Annotated in this window: 14 protein-coding genes and 1 pseudogene; 11 read left to right on the top strand and 4 right to left on the bottom strand. The window is 66.5% G+C overall.

Translation table 11 applies throughout. The annotated features are described in order from the left end of the window. Positions 1–35: 35 nt before the first annotated feature. The 4 genes from Rhe02_RS01820 to Rhe02_RS01805 all read left to right on the top strand — a co-directional run bounded on the left by Rhe02_RS01820 (position 36) and on the right by Rhe02_RS01805 (position 7,005). A complete protein-coding gene (locus tag Rhe02_RS01820) occupies positions 36–1,295 on the top strand; it encodes an ABC transporter substrate-binding protein (protein WP_203906207.1) in 1,260 nt (419 codons plus the stop codon). A gap of 142 nt (positions 1,296–1,437) precedes the next feature. Beyond that, positions 1,438–4,653 (top strand): alpha-L-rhamnosidase, encoded by a 3,216-nt coding sequence (locus tag Rhe02_RS01815; RefSeq protein WP_239123207.1) that lies wholly within the window; start codon positions 1,438–1,440, stop codon positions 4,651–4,653. 67 nt (positions 4,654–4,720) lie between these two features. Beyond that, positions 4,721–5,944, top strand: a complete 1,224-nt coding sequence (locus tag Rhe02_RS01810; RefSeq protein WP_239123205.1) for a glycoside hydrolase family 1 protein — start codon at positions 4,721–4,723, stop codon at positions 5,942–5,944. After that, a complete protein-coding gene (locus tag Rhe02_RS01805) occupies positions 5,941–7,005 on the top strand; it encodes a LacI family DNA-binding transcriptional regulator (protein ID WP_203906205.1) in 1,065 nt (354 codons plus the stop codon). The genes Rhe02_RS01810 and Rhe02_RS01805 overlap by 4 nt, the downstream gene beginning before the upstream one ends. Before the next feature lie 46 nt (positions 7,006–7,051). Here Rhe02_RS01805 and Rhe02_RS01800 read toward each other — a convergent pair whose 3' ends face one another. From Rhe02_RS01800 to Rhe02_RS01785, 4 genes are read right to left on the bottom strand one after another with little or no spacing between them, the layout of a single operon-like run. Then, complete coding sequence (locus Rhe02_RS01800) at positions 7,052–7,666, bottom strand: LutC/YkgG family protein (protein ID WP_239123202.1); 615 nt, start codon at positions 7,664–7,666, stop codon at positions 7,052–7,054. 52 nt (positions 7,667–7,718) lie between these two features. Further along, positions 7,719–9,185 (bottom strand): LutB/LldF family L-lactate oxidation iron-sulfur protein, encoded by a 1,467-nt coding sequence (locus Rhe02_RS01795; protein ID WP_203906203.1) that lies wholly within the window; start codon positions 9,183–9,185, stop codon positions 7,719–7,721. After that, complete coding sequence (locus tag Rhe02_RS01790; protein ID WP_203906202.1) at positions 9,182–10,012, bottom strand: (Fe-S)-binding protein; 831 nt, start codon at positions 10,010–10,012, stop codon at positions 9,182–9,184. Before Rhe02_RS01790 ends, Rhe02_RS01795 begins: the two co-directional genes overlap by 4 nt. A 4-nt stretch (positions 10,013–10,016) precedes the next feature. Continuing rightward, positions 10,017–11,051, bottom strand: coding sequence for a LacI family DNA-binding transcriptional regulator (locus Rhe02_RS01785; protein ID WP_203906201.1), 1,035 nt, complete (start codon positions 11,049–11,051; stop codon positions 10,017–10,019). Positions 11,052–11,289: 238 nt separating this feature from the next. Here Rhe02_RS01785 and Rhe02_RS01780 point away from each other — a divergent pair, with 238 nt between their 5' ends. From Rhe02_RS01780 to Rhe02_RS49565, 7 genes and pseudogenes are all read left to right on the top strand, one after another. Next, positions 11,290–12,825 carry a sugar ABC transporter ATP-binding protein gene (locus tag Rhe02_RS01780; protein WP_203906200.1) on the top strand — a complete coding sequence of 512 codons (1,536 nt, stop codon included), beginning with the start codon at positions 11,290–11,292 and terminating at the stop codon, positions 12,823–12,825. After that, positions 12,822–13,784, top strand: coding sequence for an ABC transporter permease (locus Rhe02_RS01775; RefSeq protein ID WP_203906199.1), 963 nt, complete (start codon positions 12,822–12,824; stop codon positions 13,782–13,784). Before Rhe02_RS01780 ends, Rhe02_RS01775 begins: the two co-directional genes overlap by 4 nt. Further along, the gene (locus Rhe02_RS01770) at positions 13,781–14,797 is read left to right on the top strand and encodes an ABC transporter permease (RefSeq protein ID WP_203906198.1); all 1,017 of its coding nucleotides are present in this window, start codon (positions 13,781–13,783) and stop codon (positions 14,795–14,797) included. The genes Rhe02_RS01775 and Rhe02_RS01770 overlap by 4 nt, the downstream gene beginning before the upstream one ends. Before the next feature lie 91 nt (positions 14,798–14,888). Next, positions 14,889–15,863, top strand: a complete 975-nt coding sequence (locus tag Rhe02_RS01765) for a substrate-binding domain-containing protein (protein ID WP_203906197.1) — start codon at positions 14,889–14,891, stop codon at positions 15,861–15,863. 72 nt (positions 15,864–15,935) lie between these two features. After that, positions 15,936–17,102, top strand: coding sequence for an L-rhamnose isomerase (gene rhaI / locus Rhe02_RS01760; protein WP_203906196.1), 1,167 nt, complete (start codon positions 15,936–15,938; stop codon positions 17,100–17,102). Positions 17,103–17,106: 4 nt separating this feature from the next. Beyond that, entirely contained in the window at positions 17,107–19,137 is a 2,031-nt protein-coding gene (locus Rhe02_RS01755; RefSeq protein ID WP_203906195.1) for a bifunctional aldolase/short-chain dehydrogenase, read from the top strand. 26 nt (positions 19,138–19,163) lie between these two features. After that, positions 19,164–19,350: pseudogene (locus Rhe02_RS49565) on the top strand (ThuA domain-containing protein); the annotation flags it as partial. Positions 19,351–19,486: the final 136 nt, after the last annotated feature.

Here is a 19,486-nt window from a genome sequence, read left to right as displayed (position 1 = left end):
GATTGAAACCGTTCTCTTTCCTCGCAGGAGACAATATGAACATACGCATCCCCTCGGCCGTCTTGGCGGCGTTGACAGCCGCCACCGTATTGACCGGTTGTAGCGGTGGCCCCGATGCCGAAAGTGGCGACTCCAAGGTGCTGACCCTGGCGTCGGTGGATCAAGGTTCTATCGAAGACGTCGTTAAGGCGTTCGAGGCGGCCAACCCCGGTGTGAAGGTCAACTTCACCACGGGTGGCGCAGACCAGTACCAGCAGCAGATCCGCACTCAGCTGGCCTCCGGAACCGCGCCCGACGTGATGTCGGTCTGGCCGGGCAACGGAAACCCTGGCGCCACCTACGTTCTGGCCAAACCGGGCTACCTGCTCGACCTGTCGAGCCAGCCGTGGGCCTCCAAGCTGCCCGCGGGCGTCAAGGGAGTAACCCAGTACGACGGAAAGACCTACAACGCCGTCTTCGGGCTCAACGGGATCGGCGCCATCTACAACCAGGAGGCGTTAAGCAAGGCCGGGCTGACCGCGCCCACCACCTGGACCGAACTTCTGGCCTTCTGCAAGGCCGCTGCGGCCAAGGGAACGCCGGCCTTCGCTCTGGGCAACCAGGACAACTGGGTGACGCAGATCGCGTTGTACGCCCTGGTGGCCACCACCGTCTACTCCGCCGACAAGGACTTCGACACGAAGATGCAGGCGGGCCAGGCCACCTTCGCCAACTCGGAATGGCGCACCGCGATGGCCAAGTACATCGAGATGGAAAAGACCGGCTGCTTCCAGGCCAACGGGCTGGGCACCAGTTATGAGGCCAGCCAGGACCTCGCGGCGACCGGCAAGACGCTGGGCATCATCCAGGGCAACTGGGTGGTCGCCCTGCTCAAGGGCAAGAACCCCGCGGGCACGTTCGTGCTCAAGGCGTTGCCCGCCACCGACGATCCGGCCAAGTTCTTCATCCCCGGCGCGGCAGGCGCCGGATATGGCGTCAACGCCAAGGCCAAGAACAAGGAACTCGCGCTCAAGTTCATCAGCTACATCATGTCGCCGGAAGGCATGTCCGTGTTCAACAAGAAGCAGGGCAGCTTGCCGGCCCTGCCGAACACCGGCTACACCATCGATCCCTCGCTGGCCGAGGTAGCGAAGTTCATCAACGACGGCCGCACTGTCCCGTTCATGGACCAGCTGTGGCCTAACGCCAAGGTGCAGCAGACCATGCTCAGCGGTCTGCAGGAAATCTTTAGTGGACAGTCCACACCGGACAAGGTCCTCGCCGCCATGGACACCAACTACAAGGCCGGAGCCTGACCGCCACGCCCGCGGCCGGTCTCCGTGGCCGGGCGGGGTCACCAGGTCGCCCTGAATGACCGGTGACCCCGCTGTCCGGCCAGAAAACACTGAAATCCGATTACTCGCCCGGCTGATTGCGCCGGGCGAGGAAGGAGTCACCGTGTCGACAGCCACGCATCGCGTGCTCGCCGGGCTGGGGATGTCATTGACCCTGGTCATGTCGCAAGCACTCAACGCCACCCCGGCCGCCGCCGTCGGAGGCCAACCCCATGTCGAAGTCGTCAACCTTCGGGTTGACGGCAGGCACGGCAGGGCGCTGGGCATCGACAACACCAATCCCTTGCTGGGATGGCAGATGGCTGAGACGAGGCATGCCGCGGCTCACCCCTGCTATCGGCCGTTTTCGCGAGCGGCCTGCCCGGGCGACCGGCAGACCGCCTATCAGATCCAGGCCGCGACCAGCGAAGCGAACCTGAGAAAGGGCAGGCTGATCTGGGACTCCGGCAAGGTCGCCTCGGCGATCCAGTCGGGTGTCCGCTACGGCGGGCCACAGCTGGCTTCCCGCCAGCGGGTGGTCTGGCAGGTGCGGGTCTGGGACGCTGACCACAAAGCATCTGATTGGAGCGAGTCGTCGTCGTGGGAAATGGGGCTGCTCAAGCAAAGCGACTGGGGGGCGGCGCGCTGGATCGAGTATCCGGGGCGGACCGAGACCCAGCCCATGCCGATCTTCGCGCGCCAGTTCAGCATCGACCCGCGTAAACAGGTCAGCAACGCCCGCCTGTACCTGTCCGGTGTCGGCCTGCAGCTGCCGACCCTCAACGGCAGGAAACTCACCGACGAGGTGCTCGCCCCGGGAAACTCCAACTACCAGCTGTCCAGCGAGTACCGGACCTACGACATCACCGGCAAGCTTCGCAAGGGCGACAACACTTTCGGCGTCCAGCTGGGAAACGGCACCGCCTATGTTCGCCGCAGCGTCACCAACCCGGCCGTCGGCCGGACGTCGCCCTATTCCTGGTGGCAAAGCCAGCCCAAGGGAAACGGCGTCCTGGCCGCTGACGCGGAGGCCAACGCCACGACTGTGAAACTCGACAGCGTCGCCGACTATCACGTCGGCGGCACCATTAACGTCGACACGGGCAATGGCGGCGACAGCCTCGAATCGCGGACCATCACGGTGATCGGCACGGCCGGCGCGGACGGAACCGGCATCACGTTCACCCCCGGCCTGGCCAAGCCGCACACGGCCGGCGCCTCGGTGACCGGCTCGGGCAACAACATCGCCGCTTCCGACCCGAGCGCAGGCGCGGCGGTCACCCCGCGCCTGATCGCGCGGCTGGAAATCGCCTACAGCAACGGGTCCAGCGAGGTCATCGTCTCCGATCGCAGCTGGCGCAGCGCGCTGGGCGCTCTGGTCACCGACGGCTGGTATTCCGGTGCCGACTACGACGCGCGCCGCGAGCAAGTCGGCTGGGACGCGCCACGCGCCGACCTTTCGGCCACGGCGACACGGCGCGACGGCTCCGCCATGGGCTGGATCGACGCGGGCATCGCCCCGCCGCCGAACCTCGCCACCAAGCTCGTTGCCCGCAACGCCGAACCAGTCAAAGTGGTGGAGACGTTCACACCCGTTTCGGTAACGAACCCGGTGCCCGGCACGTGGGTGTTCGACTTCGGGCAAAACATCGTTGGTTGGCCGCAACTGCGTCTGGGCCGCGGGGTTCCCGGCGGCACCGCGATCCGGATTTCGCCGGCCGAGTCGCTCAACGCCGACGGCACCGTGAACCAGGAGTCGCTGATGGGCGGCGGCGGGCGCCGTGGGGTGGATCTGTTCAACACCTACACCACCGCGGGACTGGTCGACGGGGAGGTTTGGACGCCAGACTTCAACTACTTCGGCATGCAGTGGATCCAGCTGACCGGGCTGCCCGAGGGCTACGTGCCCACCAAGGACACCATCAAGGGCCTGCGCTTGCAGGCGGCAACGCCCACGGCCGGCACGGTCACCACTTCCAACGCGCGCATCAACCGCATCCACACCATGGCCCGGTACTCGTTCGCGAGCAACATCATGTCGACGTTCACCGACTGCCCCGGGCGCGAGAAACTGTCCTACCCGGCCGACTACACGATGCCCATGGGCTCCATCCACCGCAACTACGACCTCGCGGCCTACCTGAAAACCACTATCCATCATCTGGTCGAGGGACAGTCCATCGCCGACAGCCCCATGGCGGGCAACGTGGCGCTCAAAACCCCCGTTTACGACTGGGGTTACACCGGCCGCTTCGGCGATGAGATCAACTGGGGCAACGCGATCATTCTCGTGCCGTCGATGCTCTATGAGCTTTACGGTGATACCGAAACGATGAGCCGCTATTACGACCAGATGATCGACTTCGCGGATTACGTCCAGCGTCAAAAGGTGGGGACGGGCGCCGACGCCCACATCGTCGACGCCGCCCTGGCCGACTGGGTCTCCGCCGACCAGACGTCGGGCCGCATCACCGGTACCTGGGGCTACTACATCATGATCAGCAAGCTGGCCACGATGGCGCAGCTGACCGGCCACCAGGCCGACGCCCAGCGCTACCAGGCGCTGGCGCAGGAGATCAAGGCCGCGTTCCACGCGCACTTCTACAACACCACCCTGCGCCGCTACACCACCGACGGCGACGCGGGAACCACCGGCGCCACCCAGGCGGCGCAGGCGCTCGCGCTCGACTCCGGGCTGGTGCCCGACACCGAACGCCAGGCCGTCCTCGACGCGCTCGTCGAGCTCGTGTACGCCTTCCATCCCTCCGGCGACGGCCCGCACTTCAGCGGCGGCACCATCGGCATGGCCCCGACCATCCGGGCCCTTGCCGCCGGTGGGCGCGACGATGTGCTGTGGGACCTGATACAGGAAGATGAGCAGCCCAGCTACGGGTTCTTCATGGCATCGACCACCGCCAACCCCAACGGTCTGACCACGATGGGCGAACGCTGGAACCTCGGTGACTCCAAGAACCACATGATCTTGGCGCAGATCGAGGAATGGTTCCACACCGGCCTGGCCGGCATCCGCGAAGCGAGCGGCTCCATCGCCTACCGGGCACTTGTCATCCAGCCGAAGATTGTCGGCGACCTGACGTCGGTGAAGGGCAGCTATCAGACGCCACAAGGCATCGTGCGTTCAGAGTGGAGCAAGGGGCCGAACCGGTTCGAGCTTTCGGTGTCCGTGCCCCCCAACACCACCGCCGAGATATGGGTTCCGCGCCAAGGCGGGCGCGTCGTGCGTGAGCCTCGCCGGGCCGAGTTCGTGCGGCTCGACGGTGACTACGCCGTGTACCGAGTGCCGCCCGGATCATTCACCTTCGTATCCGTTCCGAGCTAAGGGAATGTGCTTGGTCTCCACGGGGTGGCTACGTGGAGACCAAGCACATGCCGTATTGGAGTCATTGGTGGATCGCGACTTTCCGGCCGACTTCCTGTGGGGGGCGGCCACTTCCGCGCATCAGGTGGAGGGCGGCAACGTCAACAACGACTGGTGGGATTTCGAACACGATCCGGGCTCCGCGGCCCGTGAGTCGTCTTTGGACGCTATCGATCATTTTTCCCGGTACCGGGAAGACTTCGCTTTGCTCAAAGCGCTGGGCCATAATACCCACCGGCTTTCGCTGGAGTGGTCGCGCATCGAGCCCGCGCCGGGTGAGTTCAGCCGCGGCGCAATGGCGCACTACCGGCGGGTGCTCGCCGCGCTTGCCGACGCGGGACTGACCGGATTCGTTACCCTGCACCACTTCACCCTGCCGCGCTGGTTCGCCGCCCAGGGCGGCTGGCTCGGCCCGCAAGCCGTCGCGTTGTTCGCCCGCTACTGTCACCACGTCGCCGCGGAGCTGGGTGACCTGATGCCGTTCGTGTGCACCATCAACGAACCGCAAATGGTCGCGTTGCACGGCTATCTGGAGGGTTACCACCCGCCCGGGATCACTAACCCCACCCTGTGGAAGCGAGTCGGCCGGGTCCTGCTGCAGGCGCATCATGCTGCGGTGCAAGCGATTCGCAGCGCATCCGGCAGCTCATCGGTGGGACTGGCGCTGCAGCTGCCCCTGTTGGCCCCCATCCGCGACGACGAGGCCTGCCATGCGCTTCACCGCGTCATGCAACACGAAATCGTCGACCTGTACCTGGAGGGCCTCATCGGACCCGATCGCGGGGACTGGCTCGGGGTGCAGTACTACCGCAAGCAATGGGTGGATCCGGCATCGCCCACGATATTCGCGGACCCACCGGAAGGCTCGCAGCTGACCCAGATGGGCTGGGCCGTGCACCCCGACGGCCTGCGCCAGATTCTGCACCGGGCCAGCGCAACCGGTCTGCCGCTTTACGTTACCGAGAACGGAATCGCCACCGAAGACGACACCGAACGACTTGACTACCTGCACACCCACCTCGCCGCGCTGGCCCAGGCCCGAGCCGAAGGCGTTGATGTGCGCGGCTACCTGCACTGGTCGGCGTTCGACAACTTCGAGTGGAGCGAAGGATACGGTCCCAAATTTGGGCTGATCGCCGTCGAGCACGACAACGACTTCAGGCGCGTGCCAAAGCCCAGCGCTTACGCCTTCGCCAACGTCGCCACCACAGGACGCCTCGACCTGTTCGGCCATGGCCGGGCGACCGCATGAGCGGGGCGAGTATCAAAGACGTCGCACGGCGGGCGGGCGTCTCGGTCGGCACCACCTCCAATGTCCTGAACCGGCCCGAACTCGTGCGGCCGGAAACCCGGGCCAAGGTGCTGGCCGCGATCGACGAGCTCGGCTTCGTGCGCAACGAGTCCGCGCGCCAGCTGCGCTCAGGCGGCAGCCGCATGCTCGCCTACGTGGTGCTCGACGCGGGCAACCCGTTCTTCACCGATGTCGCCCGGGGCATCGACGAGGTCGCCCGCGACGCGGGCTTCGCGCTGTTCCTGTGCAACAGCGACCAGGACCCAGCACGGGAGGAAGAGTATCTCGATCAGCTGCTGCAGCACCGGGTGCACGGGGCTCTCATCACCGCGGTGGACTACGCCAACCCCAAGTTGCTGGCGCTGCGGGCACTCGGGGTGCCGGTCGTGCTGGTCGACCGGGCACCGCAGGAGTCCGCCGACTGGTGCAGCGTAGGCGTCGACGATGTCCAGGGTGGCGACCTGGCCATCACCCACCTGCTCAAACAGGGACATCGTCGCATCGCCTTCGTCGGCGGGCCGTTATCCATCACCCAAGTGTCTGACCGCCTGCTCGGTTGCAGGCGCGGCATCGCCCGTCTCGGGCTTGCCGAGGAAACGCTCGTCAATGTGATCACGGATGCTCCGAACGTCGCCGAGGGCCGCCGGGCCGGTGAGTGGCTTGGCGGGTTGCCGGTAAACCGTCGTCCTAGCGCGACGGTATGTGCCAACGACCTGCTGGCACTGGGAGTGCTGCAGCAGATGACCAGCCGGGGCATTGCCGTCCCCGACCAGATGGCGATCGTGGGCTACGACGACATCGAGTTCGCCGCCGCGGCGGCTGTCCCGCTGACGTCGGTCAGCCAACCCCGGTTAAGTATCGGGCGCAGTGCCGCGAGACTGCTTCTCATGGAGGCGGAGGCGGGCTCTGACCACAATCACCAGCACATCCAGTTTCCTCCCAAACTTGTTGTGCGCGCCTCCTCCACGACAGCGCCGGATCCGGTCAGATCGGCTCATCGGGTGATCCGCCCGCAGCGCTGATCGCCATGTCCGGTTCGGGGAGCCGCTTTTCGTTTCCCCTTCTTCGCTAATCGTTGAGGATTACCACGATGAGGTTCCGGGGGCCGTGAACCCCCTCCACTCGTTGCAGTTCGATATCGCTGGTGGCCGACGGGCCACTGATGAACGTGAGCGGCCTGCGGGGGTCGGCCCGTGTCAGCAGCTCGGGGACGGACTGCACCACCTGGGCGGCGCGCACCACGCACACATGCCGATCGGGGATGAGCGTGATCGCGCGGCGGCCCTGGTCGGCCGCAGCGTCCAGGACGATGGTTCCGGTATCGGCGGCTGCGGCCACACACGCGGTCAGGACAGCGTCGACGGTATCGAGGTCTGCATAGGACAGATCGCCGTCATCGACCACGGCGGATGCCGGCATCCATTCCTCGGGTAGGCCAGGCGGAACGACGACCCGGTGGGTGCCGTGCAGCGCGGTTGCCAGGACAGAGCCGAGCGTCTGCGGCGTTGCCGAGTGGACGGTCGCCTTGTAGTCGGTGAGCCTTTCGGTCAGTAACTGCAACAGTTGTGGTGCGCCGGGCGCATGCTCACCGGTGCGCCGGTAGTCGCGCGGCGGGTCGACCGGATCCGCCGGGGCCGACAAGGCGTAGCGGATTCTGGCCAGCACCTCATCGCGCGCCGTCACGACGTGCCTCGATCGCGGTGCCGCCGCCGCCACTGGCCGAAAGCGCGCGCCGTCACGGCGTGCCTCCATCGCGGTGCCGCCACCACTGGCGGAAAGTCTGCCTCGGCGGTGAGGGCGCGTCCCGGGCGGCGGTCCACGCGGACAGCGGCGGCGGCAGCCTGCGAATGCGGCCGCGGCGGGCAAGCAGCCTCCCGGCCCGCATGGCCCGGCCTGCCCAGCCGAACAGGCGGGGAGACGACATTACCCAGGAGGCGAGGGTCATCGCGATCGCCTCGGCTGAAGGCGGTTTCCGTGTTTGCTCCGTGCTGCGGGCACGCAGGTGCACCAGGATTGAGGGGATGTCGATGCGCACCGGGCAGGCGTCGAAGCACGCGCCGCACAAGGTGGAGGCGTATGGCAGCGAAGGGTTTTCCAGCACGCCGGTCAGCAGCGGAGTGAGCACCGCCCCGATGGGGCCGGGGTAGACCGACCCGTAGGCGTGGCCGCCTGTGCGCTCGTAGACCGGGCAGACGTTCAGGCAGGCGCTGCACCGGATGCAGTGCAATGCTTCGCGCCCCACTTCGTCGGCCAGGACAGCGGTGCGCCCGTTGTCGAGCAGCACCAGATGAAACTCCTGCGGCCCGTCGCCTTCGGTGATGCCCGCCCACATTGACGTGTAAGGGTTCATCCGCTCGCCGGTGGACGAGCGCGGCAGCAGCTGCAGGAAGACCTCGAGATCGGTCCAGGACGGGATGACCTTCTCGATGCCCATGACCGTGATCAGCGTGTCGGGCAGGGTCAGGCACATTCTGCCGTTGCCCTCCGACTCGACCACGACGAGCGTGCCGGTCTCGGCGATGGCGAAGTTCGCGCCGGAGACTGCCACCTTCGCGGTGAGGAACTTGCGCCGCAGGTGGGCTCGGGCCGCCATGGCGAGCTCTTGGGGTTCGTCGGCCAGACTAGCCTCGACACCGGGCATCTCACGCAGGAAGATCTCGCGGATCTCGGCCCGGTTGCGGTGGATGGCGGGGACGAGGATATGCGACGGCTTGTCGTGTCCAAGTTGGACAATCAGCTCGGCCAGGTCGGTTTCCCACGCGGCTATGCCGGCCTCCGCCAGCGCCTCGTTGAGGCCGATCTCCTGGGTGACCATGGACTTGACCTTGATGACTTCGTCTGCGCCGGTGGCCTGGATCAGGCCGGTGACGATCCGATTGGCTTCAGCGGCGTCGCGTGCCCAGTGCACGACGCCGCCGCGCTTGGTGACTTCCTCTTCCAGCCGTATCAAATGTTCGTCCAAGCGGGCCATGGTGGCGGCCTTGATCGCCTGACCGGCCAGGCGCAGCTGCTCCCAGTCGGCCAGCTCGCCAACCACGGCTTCGCGTTTGGCGCGGATGGTGGTGGTGGCGGCGCCAAGGTTGCGGCGCAGCTGGGTGTCGGCCAGCGCGGTGCGGGCGGCGGCGGGGAACGACTCCGAGGCGTGCAAGGCCCCGACTCCCGCCGGGGCATGCGCGGGCATCCCCACAAACACTTTGCTCATGACCCGGCCTCCCTATCCGCGCCTGCGTTCCTGGCGGACGGCGCTACGCGGCCTTGCTTTTCAGCCGTAACGGCGAGCGGCACGGCGCCGCCTGGGCCGGATTCGGTGGAAGCGAGAATTTCGGCGATGTGCAGCGTGCGGGTGCCGGCCGATAGACGGGTGAGGCCGCCGCCGATGTGCATCAGGCACGACGCATCCCCGGCGGTGAGCACCTCGGCGCGGGTGGAGAGCACGTGGCCCATCTTGTCGGCGAGCATGGCGGTGGAAGTGTCGCTGTTCTTCAGCGCGAACGTTCCGCCGAAACCGCAGCATTGTTCGGCATCCGGCAGCGGTGTCAGCTCCAGCCCTCGAACATTTCGCAACAGCCGCAACGGTTTGTCGGCCACCCGCAGCATCCGCAGCGAGTGGCAGGTCGGGTGATAGGTCACGCGGTGCGGGAAGTAGGCGCCCACGTCGGTGACGCCGAGGACATCGACCAGGAACTCGCACAGCTCGAAGGTCTTGGCGGCCAGCGCGGCCGAACGCTCGGCCAGCCGCGGGTGACCGAGGCGGCGCGCGAGTGAAGCGTGCTGATGGCGCACCGACCCGACACAGGAACCGGACGGGGCCACGATCGCCTCGGCAGCTTCGAAAACGTCGGCGAAATGCTGAACCAGGGGCAGGGCCTGGCGTTGATAGCCGGTGTTGATGTGCATCTGGCCGCAGCAGGTCTGAGCCGGCGGGAAAACAACCTCGTGCCCAAGGCGTTCCAGCAACCTGGTGGTGGCCTGCCCCACGCGCGGGAACAGCGTGTCGGCCAGGCAGGTGACGAAAAGCGCGACACGCATCGCGTCACTTCCCGCGCTTCGCGGACGCCGTGACCTTGGTGGCGCTGGATTCGCGCACGACGAGGTCGGGCCGGAACACCACGTGGCGGTGTTCGTGCGACTGGGGCTCGTTGACTTCCTCCAGCAAAAGCTGGGTGGCCGCGCGGCCGAGCTGCTCGCGCGGCTGGCGCACCGAGGACAATGGCACGGCTGCTGCGGCGGCGAACTCGATGTCGTCGTAGCCGACGATGGCCATGTCGCGCGGAACGCTTACCCCATGGGTGGTCATTTCTTGCAGGACGCCCAGCGCGAGCAGATCGTTGGCGCAGAACACCGCTGTGGGTCGTTTGGCAGCAGGCAGTTCCGCGATCGTTTGCCCGGCCTCGCGGCCGGCGGCAACGGTGAGGTTCGAGGTGCTGAAGAGCCGAACGTCCGGCCCATCGTTGAGTGCGGCGGTGAACCCGGTATGGCGGTCGGAGACCTGGCGGATGGAGAAAGGGCCGCCGACGAAAGCGATCCGGTGGTGGCCCTGCTCACGAAGGTGTTGTCCGGCAAGCTGTCCGCCGAGGACATCGTCGACGGCCACCGAGCAGCGTTCGTGGCTTCCGCTTCCACGGTCGACCAGAACAACGGGGATGCCACGCTCGACCAGCCTGTCCAGGCGCGCATTGTTGGTCTCGTCCACCGGGGTGATCAGGACGCCGAGAACCCGTTGCCCGCCAAGCATGTCGAGATGACGTCGCTCTCTAGCCGTGTCCTCGCCGCTGTTGAAAATCATGACGTTGACACCGCCGGCCTCGGCGGCGATCTCGGCGCCGCGCATGACATCGGTGAAGAAGGGGTTGGCCAGATCAAGCGCCACCATCGCGACTGTCTGGCTCCGGCCGGCGCGCAACTGGCGCGCGGAGTCGTTGCGCACATAGCCGAGCTCGGTGATGACACTGAGCACTCTGCGCCGGGTGGCAATCGCGACGGTGTCGGGATGGTTGAGCACATTGCTCACCGTCCCGACCGAGACCCCTGCCCGGTGGGCAACCTCCTTGATGCTGACGGTCGCCATGGCTCCTCGCGGTGTGGCAAATGGGTGCAGCCCTGGGGGCCGCGGCGGATTCAGATTACGCCGGAAATGAATCGTGTCAAACATTTCAGCGACCAACCGTATGTGTTGAAGTGCAGGTCCACCAGGTGGAGTGCCAATCTGTTGACAGGCTCGCAGCGAGATCGTAGCGTACGTCTCACTCAGGATGTAAAACGATTCAATTTGATCTAGGACGTGGATCGCGGGAAGGGGGAGGTGGATGGCAAACAGCGGGAGGCGGGCATTGCTCGAGGTTGAAGGGCTGACGGTCGAGTTCCCCGGCGTACGCGCCCTCGACAACGTGCACTTCGACGTTGCGGCCGGCGAAGTTCACGCCCTCGTCGGCGAAAACGGCGCAGGCAAGTCCACGCTGCTGAAGGTCCTCGGCGGGCTGCACCGGCCCAGCGCGGGTGCGATCCGGCTGGGCGGCAACGCCTACCGTCCGCGGCGGCCGTCCGATGCGATGCACGCCGGGATCGCTGTCATCTACCAGGAATTCAATCTCTATCCCGACCTGTCGGTGGCAGAGAACGTCTTTTCCGGGCGCGAACCCTTTCACCGGTTCAGCCGCGGCATCCGGTACGCCGAGATCAATAGCCGCGCTGCCGCCCTTTTCGCCACCCTCGGCGTGAGCATCGATCCCGCCGCTGCGGTAAACAGCCTGACTGTTTCCGAGCAGCAGCTCGTGGAGATAGCCAAAGCGTTGTCGGTCAACGGCCGGATCATCGTCATGGACGAGCCGACGGCGGCCCTGTCGGCAGACGAGGTGGCCCGGCTCCTGGATGTGGTGCGCCGCCTGCGGGCTGAGGGGCGCAGCGTCATTTACGTCAGCCATCGCCTCGATGAGGTCTTCGCCGTCGCCGACCGCGTGACCGTGCTGCGAGACGGAAAGCATGTGCGTACCAGCCCATTGGCCGGCACCAGCACCGATGAGCTTGTGCGGTTGATGGTCGGCCGCGACATCGCCTCGATGTTTCACCGCGACGACGTAGCCGACGGCGACGTCGTGCTCGAGCTCGACCGGGTCAGCGCCGGCCGTCAGCTGCGCGAGGTGTCAATGACCGTGCGAGCCGGGGAAATAGTCGGGATCGGCGGCGTGGCCGGGGCGGGACAACCGGAACTGTCCCAGGTGATCTTCGGTGCTGTTCCGTTGAAGTCAGGGCAAATGCGCTTGGGGGGCAACGCTTACCGGCCGAAGGGGCCGGCCGACGCGATGAAGGCAGGGGTCGGCTTCCTGCACGAGGACCGTAAGACGGCCGGAATCCTGCCCGACCTCACCGTGCGTCACAACCTCACCATCTCGGTGCTGGACAAGGTGCGCGGCGCCCTGGGCCGGCTGCTGTCGCCGAGCGCAGAGCTCGACATATTCAGCACCTACCGTGCCCGCCTGGCCATCCGCACCACCGGCCCGGACCAGCTCATCGGGCAACTGTCCGGCGGCAACCAGCAGAAGGTCCTTTTTGGACGGGCGCTGGCCCCGGGTGCGCGGCTGCTCATCCTCAACGAACCCACCCGGGGAGTCGACATCGGCGCCAAGGTCGAGATCCATCACCTCATCAATGAGATCACCGCGGACGGAGCCGGTGTGATCATGATTTCTAGCGACCTGCCGGAGCTGCTCGGCATCAGCGACCGCGTCTATGTCTTTGCTTCGGGGCAGATCGTGGGCCACCTGACCGGCGACGATCGCACCGAGGAAAACGTCATGCTGTGCGCGACCACCGGCCGGAAGATCTTCTCCGAGGCGGCGTCATGACCGCCGTGCTGCGCCGCGTACCCCTGATGCTGCCTTTGATTGTGGTGGTTCTCGTCCTTGGATTGGCGACGGACAGCTTCCTTACCGGCGGCAATGTGGAGAACGTGCTGGTGGCCGCGGGCATCGTGGCGCTGCCGGGCCTGGCGATGACGTTCTGTCTGGCCATGGGGGAGTTCGACCTTTCCATCGGCTCCACGGTTTCCCTGGCCGGCGTCATCTGCTGCAGCTCCCTGATCGCCGGGCAGCCGCTGTTCGTAGCGATGGCGTTGGCGCTGGCTGCGGGCGCGGCGATCGGCCTGGCCAACGGGCTCGTGGTCACCAAGCTGGGGGTCACCCCGTTCATCGCCACGCTGGCGACGCTGGTCATCGTCCGCGGGATTTCGTTGGCTTACTCGGGCGGGCACGATCAGATCGTCAGCTCCACCGGGCTGAAGTATCTCGTCGGCGGACGCCCGCTGGGCATCCCGATGCCGATCGTGCTGGCGGTCATCGCGACCGTCGTGGCGTGGTGGGCCATGAACCGCACCAGATTCGGCCGCTGGGTCTGCTCGGTGGGCTCCAACCGTGAAGCGGCACGCGTTTCCGGCCTGCCGGTGGACCGCATCCGCATCGCTGTCTACGTGCTGGTCGGTGTCGCGGGCGGAGTCTGGGGGCTGCTGATCTCCAGCCAGCTGCAGAAGGGCAACGGCCAGCTGGGCATGGGCTTCGAGCTGGACGCGATCACCGTCGTCGTGATCGGCGGCACCGCGCTGCTCGGCGGGCGCGCCTCCATCGTCGGCACCGTCCTGGGGGCGCTGCTCATCGAGACGATCCGCAACGGGCTCAACCTGCTCAACACACCTCCGGCCTACCAGCGCGTCAGCGTCGGGCTGCTGCTCATCGCGGCGCTCGCGATCAAAGGCTTGCGTAGAGCCGATATCCCTGTGGCCCCAACCGTTGTGCCGGAGGCAACCCGATGAAACGATCACTGGGCGGGCTCTGGGACACCTGGGGCATCACCGCGATTTTGTTGCTGCTGCTGGCCGTAGCGCCAGTGCTGACACCGGATTTCTTCAGTCTGGACAACGCCCAGTCGGTGCTGCGGGAAAGCGCCTATCTCGGCATCGTCGCGGCGGGCATGACCTTCGCCATCGCCAGCGGCGCGTTCGACCTGTCGGTCGGCGGGCAGCTGGCCCTGTGCAGCGTGGTCTCCCTGATGGGGTTCGCCGCGGGTGGCACGGTGCTCGCGGTGGCCGCCGCCCTGGCCACCGGGCTGGCGTGCGGGCTGGTCAATGCCAGCCTGATCACGAGGCTGGCGGTGCCTCCATTCGTGGCCACCCTCGGCACGCTGTTCGTGTTCCGGGGCGTGGCGTACATCCTCACCAAGGACGGGCCCAAAACCCTTCCCTACGACCAGATCGGCTCGCCATTCGTCAAGATCGGTGGGCTGAACGTGGCCGGTCTGCCGGTGCCTTTCCTCATCATGCTCGCGGTGTACGCGGCGGCCTGGCTGCTCATGCGGCGCACCGCGACCGGCCGGCGGGTCCTGGCCTACGGTTCCTCACCCGAGGCGGCCCGGTTCTGCGGCATCTCGCCTACCCGGCTCAGGGTTTTCGTCTTCGCTCTGGTGGGGGTGAGCGTCGGCATCGCCGCGCTGACCTACATCACCCGGGTGTGGACCGCAGATGGCTCGGCCCAGGACGGGTTCGAGCTCAAAGTGATCGCCGCGGTCGTCCTTGGGGGCACCAGCCTCAAGGGTGGCAAGGGCACCCTGATCGGCACGTTTTCCGCCGTGCTCCTGGTCAGCGTGCTCAACGACATGCTCGTCAGCGAGGGTGTCCCGTCCGCCTACCAGCGCATCGTGCTGGGCGGCGTACTCATCATCGCCCTGACCATCGACGGGCTACGGACCCGCTTCGCCGCACCAGGTTCTCTGCGGCGAGCGGTGACTGGACTGGGCGGAAGAACGCCCAAAACGGGCCTCGCCCGGTAATCACGCACCAACCGGTGGCGCATGCGCGCTACAGCATATTTGAAACGATTCACTTCGGCTAGGTTCAAGCGTCCCATGGAAGGGCATCAGTATGTTCAGAAAGGGTCTCCTCCCTCTCGCCGTCGTCGGCGCGTTGGTCATGGCGGGCTGTTCGGACTCCAACTCGCCCAGCGACACCCCGAGCAAGTCGGGCAAGGTCGTCGTCGGCTTCTCCGTGTACGACATGCAGTACGAGTTCTTCCAGAAGATGGAGAAGGGCACGCGTGAGGCTGCCGTCGCCAAGGGCTGGGAGTTCAAGCTGCACGACGAGAAGAGCGACGAGAACGAGATGGTGACCGGCGCCCAGGCGCTCATCGACCAAGGTGTCGACGTGCTGATCATCAGCCCGTTCAAGCCCAGCGCGCTAGGCCCGATCATCGCCAAGGCCAAGGCCAAAGGTGTGCCGGTCATCGTCGACGACATCGGTGGCGGCGGCGCGCCTTACGACGCGATCGTCATCTCCGACAACGCCGGCGGCGGCAAGCTGGCCGCCGACTACATGGCCAAGCAGATCGTCGCCAATGGCAAGACCAGCAAGAACGTCGCCTCGATCACGTGTGAGCCCTCGGCGGTCTACGCCGCGCGGCGCAACGCCGGGTTCAAGGAGGCCATCGAGAAGCAGGGCTTCAAGGTGGTCGCCGAACTGTCGGGCAACTCCAAGGCCGAAGAGGGCTACAAGGTCATGAAGGACATCATGGCCAAGAACCCGGATGTCGCCGGGGTGTTCTCCTGCAACGACCCGATGGGTGTCGCCGCCGCGAACGCGGTCAAGGACGCCGGCAAGAACCCGGTGACCGACATCGTGACCGTGGGCTTCAACGCCGACCCGGAGGCACTGACCGCGATCAAGGCTGGCGGCCTGGCCGCCACCGTCGCGCAGGACCCCAACGCGATGGGCGCGCTGACCGTCAAGCTCGCCGACCAGGCGCTGAAGAAGGAGACCATCACCTTCGGCAACGCGGCCGAGCGGGAGGTCTTCAACCCGGTTCTGCTGGTGACCAAGGACAACGTCGCCACCATCAAGTAATTCCGGCGGGGGTGCGAGCGGCGCTCAGTCGCTCGCACCCCCGCTCGGCCATGGGGCAATACAGGAGAAGATATGAACGACCACGCTGACATCAAGGCCGCGCTGCGAGCCATGCCCATCGAGACGCCATCGTGGGCGTACGGCAACTCGGGCACCAGGTTCAAGGTGTTCACCCAGCCGGGCGTGCCCCGCGACGCGTACGAGAAGGTTGCCGACGCCGCGATGGTGCACCGCCTCACCGGGGCCGCGCCCAGCGTGGCGTTGCACATTCCGTGGGACCGGGTCGACGACTACACCGATCTGGCCCGCGCCGCCAAGGATCAGGGCATCGCGATCGGCGCGATCAACCCCAATGTGTTCCAGGACAACGACTACAAGCTGGGAAGCGTCTGCCACCCGGATCCGGCGGTGCGCCGCAAAGCACTCGACCATCTGTTGGAGTGCGTCGACATCATGGACGCCACCGGGTCGACGATCCTGTCGCTGTGGTTCGCCGACGGCACGAACTATGCCGGGCAGGATTCGATTGCCGCCCGGCAGGATCGCCTCGCCGCCGCGCTGGCACGGGTTTACGACCGGCTCGGCCCGCACCAGCGAATGCTGGTGGAATACAAGCTGTTCGAGCCCCACTTCTACACCATGGACCTTCCCGACTGGGGCACTTCGTATGCGCATTGCGTGGCGCTGGGGGAGCGGGCGCAGGTGCTGGTGGACACCGGGCATCACGCGCCCGGTACCAACATAGAATTCCTCGTCACCGTGCTGCGCCGCTTCGGCAAGCTCGGCGGCTTCCACTTCAACAGCCGCAACTACGCCGACGACGATCTGATGGTCGGTGCCGCAGACCCGTTCCAGCTGTTCCGCATCATGCACGAGCTGGTTCGCACGGGCGCGATCGGCGCTGGCTCGGAGGTGGCGTTCATGCTCGACCAGTGCCACAACTTGGAGGCGAAGGTCCCGGCATTGATCCGATCTGTGCTCAATGTGCAGGAGGCCACCGCGAAAGCGCTTTTCGTGGACGCCGACGCGTTGGCGGCGGCGCAGGCCAACGGAGACGTCCTCGCCGCGCATGCGGTGCTGACCGACGCCTTCTCCACCGATGTGCGGCCCCTGCTGGCGCAGATGCGCACGGAGATTGGCCTGGACCCCGATCCGGTAGCCGCCTACCACGCCAGCGGATACCAGCAGCGCATCGAAGCCGAGCGGGTGGGCGGCAGCCAGGCCGGATGGGGTGCCTGAGCCGATGCACACTCCCGCTGAACTTGTCGCGCGATCCAACCGGCTGGGCGCGGACCCGCGAAACACCAACTACGCCGGTGGCAACACCTCCGCGAAGGGAACAGACGTTGACCCGGCGACCGGGCAGGACGTCGAACTGTTGTGGGTCAAGGGTTCCGGCGGTGACCTGGGCACGCTGACCGCTGCCGGCCTCGCGGTGCTGCGCCTAGACCGGCTGCGGGCGCTTGCCGCCACGTACCCCGGCGTCGAACGCGAAGACGAAATGGTTGCGGCGTTTGACTACTGCCTGCACGGCCGCGGCGGCGCGGCCCCGTCGATCGACACCGCGATGCACGGTCTGCTCGATGTCGCGCACGTCGACCACCTGCACCCCGATGCCGGAATCGCTTTTGCCACCGCCGCCGACGGGGAAGCGCTGACCAAGGAGTGCTTCGGCGACCGCGTGCTCTGGGCACCGTGGCGGCGGCCCGGATTCCAGCTGGGCATGGACATCGCCCAGCTGCAACGCCAGAACCCGCAGGCCATCGGCGTGATCCTGGGCGGGCATGGCATCACCGCCTGGGGCGCGACCAGTGCCCAGTGCGAGGCCAACACGCTAGAAATCATCGCGACGGCGCAAGCGTTCATCGAAGAACGCGGCGTCGCCGAACCCCTTGGTGCCGTGATGCCGCAATACGGTGCGCTGCCTGAGTCTGGGCGCAGAAAACTGGCCGCCGCGCTGGCACCCGTCATTCGTGGGCTGGCCAGCACCGACCGGCCCCAGGTCGGGCACTTCACCGACAGCGAGGTCGTGCTGGACTTCCTGTCCAGAGACAAACACCAGCGGCTGGCCGATCTGGGGACTTCATGCCCAGACCATTTTCTGCGTACCAAGGTGAAGCCGCTGGTTCTCGATCTGCCGCCGACGGCGGAGCTGAGCGAGATCATCGAGCGGCTGGCGCTGTTGCACAGCGCTTACCGCGAGGACTATGCGAATTACTATGCGCGCCATGCCGAGCCGGGATCACCGCCGATGCGCGGCGCCGATCCCGCGATCGTGCTGATACCCGGGGTGGGCATGTTCTCGTTCGGGGCGACCAAACAGACCGCGCGGGTCGCCGGGGAGTTCTACGTCAACGCCATCAACGTGATGCGCGGTGCCGAGGCCATTTCCACCTACCGCCCGATCGACGAGGCGGAGAAGTTCCGCATCGAATACTGGGCTTTGGAAGAGGCCAAACTGGCCCGGATGCCCAAACCCGCACCGCTGGCCGCACGCATCGCGGTGGTCACCGGAGGCGGGTCGGGCATCGGCCGGGCCATCGCCCATCGCCTTGCCGCCGAAGGCGCATGTGTCGTGGTCGCCGACCGCGACGAGGCCGCCGCAGCGCGGGTCGCCGAGGAGATCGGCGGCACCGACGTCGCGGTGCCGGTGTGCGCCGACGTCACCGACGCCGATGCCGTGGCCGCCATGGTCGAGGCCTGCGCGCTCGCCTTCGGCGGCGTGGACCTCGTCGTCAACAATGCCGGGCTGTCGATATCCAAGCCCTTGCTGGATACCACGGATGCCGACTGGGACCTGCAGCACGACGTGATGGCCAAGGGGTCGTTCCTTGTCGCACGCGAAGCCGCTCGGTCGATGATCGCCCAGGGCATGGGCGGCGACATCGTCTACATATCCAGCAAGAACGCCGTTTTCGCCGGCCCCAACAACATCGCTTACAGCGCGGCCAAAGCCGACCAATCTCATCAGGTACGCCTTCTCGCCGCGGAACTCGGGGAGCATGGCATCCGCGTCAACGGCGTGAACCCCGACGGTGTGGTCCGTGGCTCGGGCATCTTCGCCGGCGGCTGGGGCGCCCAGCGCGCCGCCGTCTACGGTGTCGAGGAATCCGAACTCGGCGCGTTCTACGCGCAGCGCACCTTGCTCAAGCGAGAAGTCCTGCCCGAGCATGTGGCCAACGCCGTGTTCGCTCTCGTGGCCGGGGAACTGTCGCACACCACCGGCTTGCACGTGCCCGTCGACGCCGGCGTCGCGGCGGCGTTCCTGCGCTGAGTATGGTCCTTCCGGCCAGCTACACCAAGTTCGACGAGTGGTACAACTACCGCACCAACCCGCGTTCCACGGCACGTGTCCTCGCCACGCTCAACGAGTCCCTCCTACTCCGGCGGCACGATGAACGGCGATCACCCCATCACCTGGTGCAAGGAATACGTGGGCGGCCGGTCGTTCTACACCGGAATGGGCCACACTCAAGCGACCTATTCACATACGCCACGGTTACCACCACGCTCACCGGCGTGCCTGCCGGCACAGCCAATGTGTACCTCACCTTCGCCGGCACCGGCAGTCTCTTCGACGTCGACGACTTCACGTTCGTGAAGCAGTAGCCGGCCGGGCGGGC

Origin of the sequence: Rhizocola hellebori (assembly GCF_016862955.1) — a bacterium.
Lineage (GTDB): Bacteria > Actinomycetota > Actinomycetes > Mycobacteriales > Micromonosporaceae > Rhizocola > Rhizocola hellebori.
The sequence above is the reverse complement of the archived record's forward strand: the minus strand, read 5'-3'. Positions and strand labels throughout refer to the sequence as shown.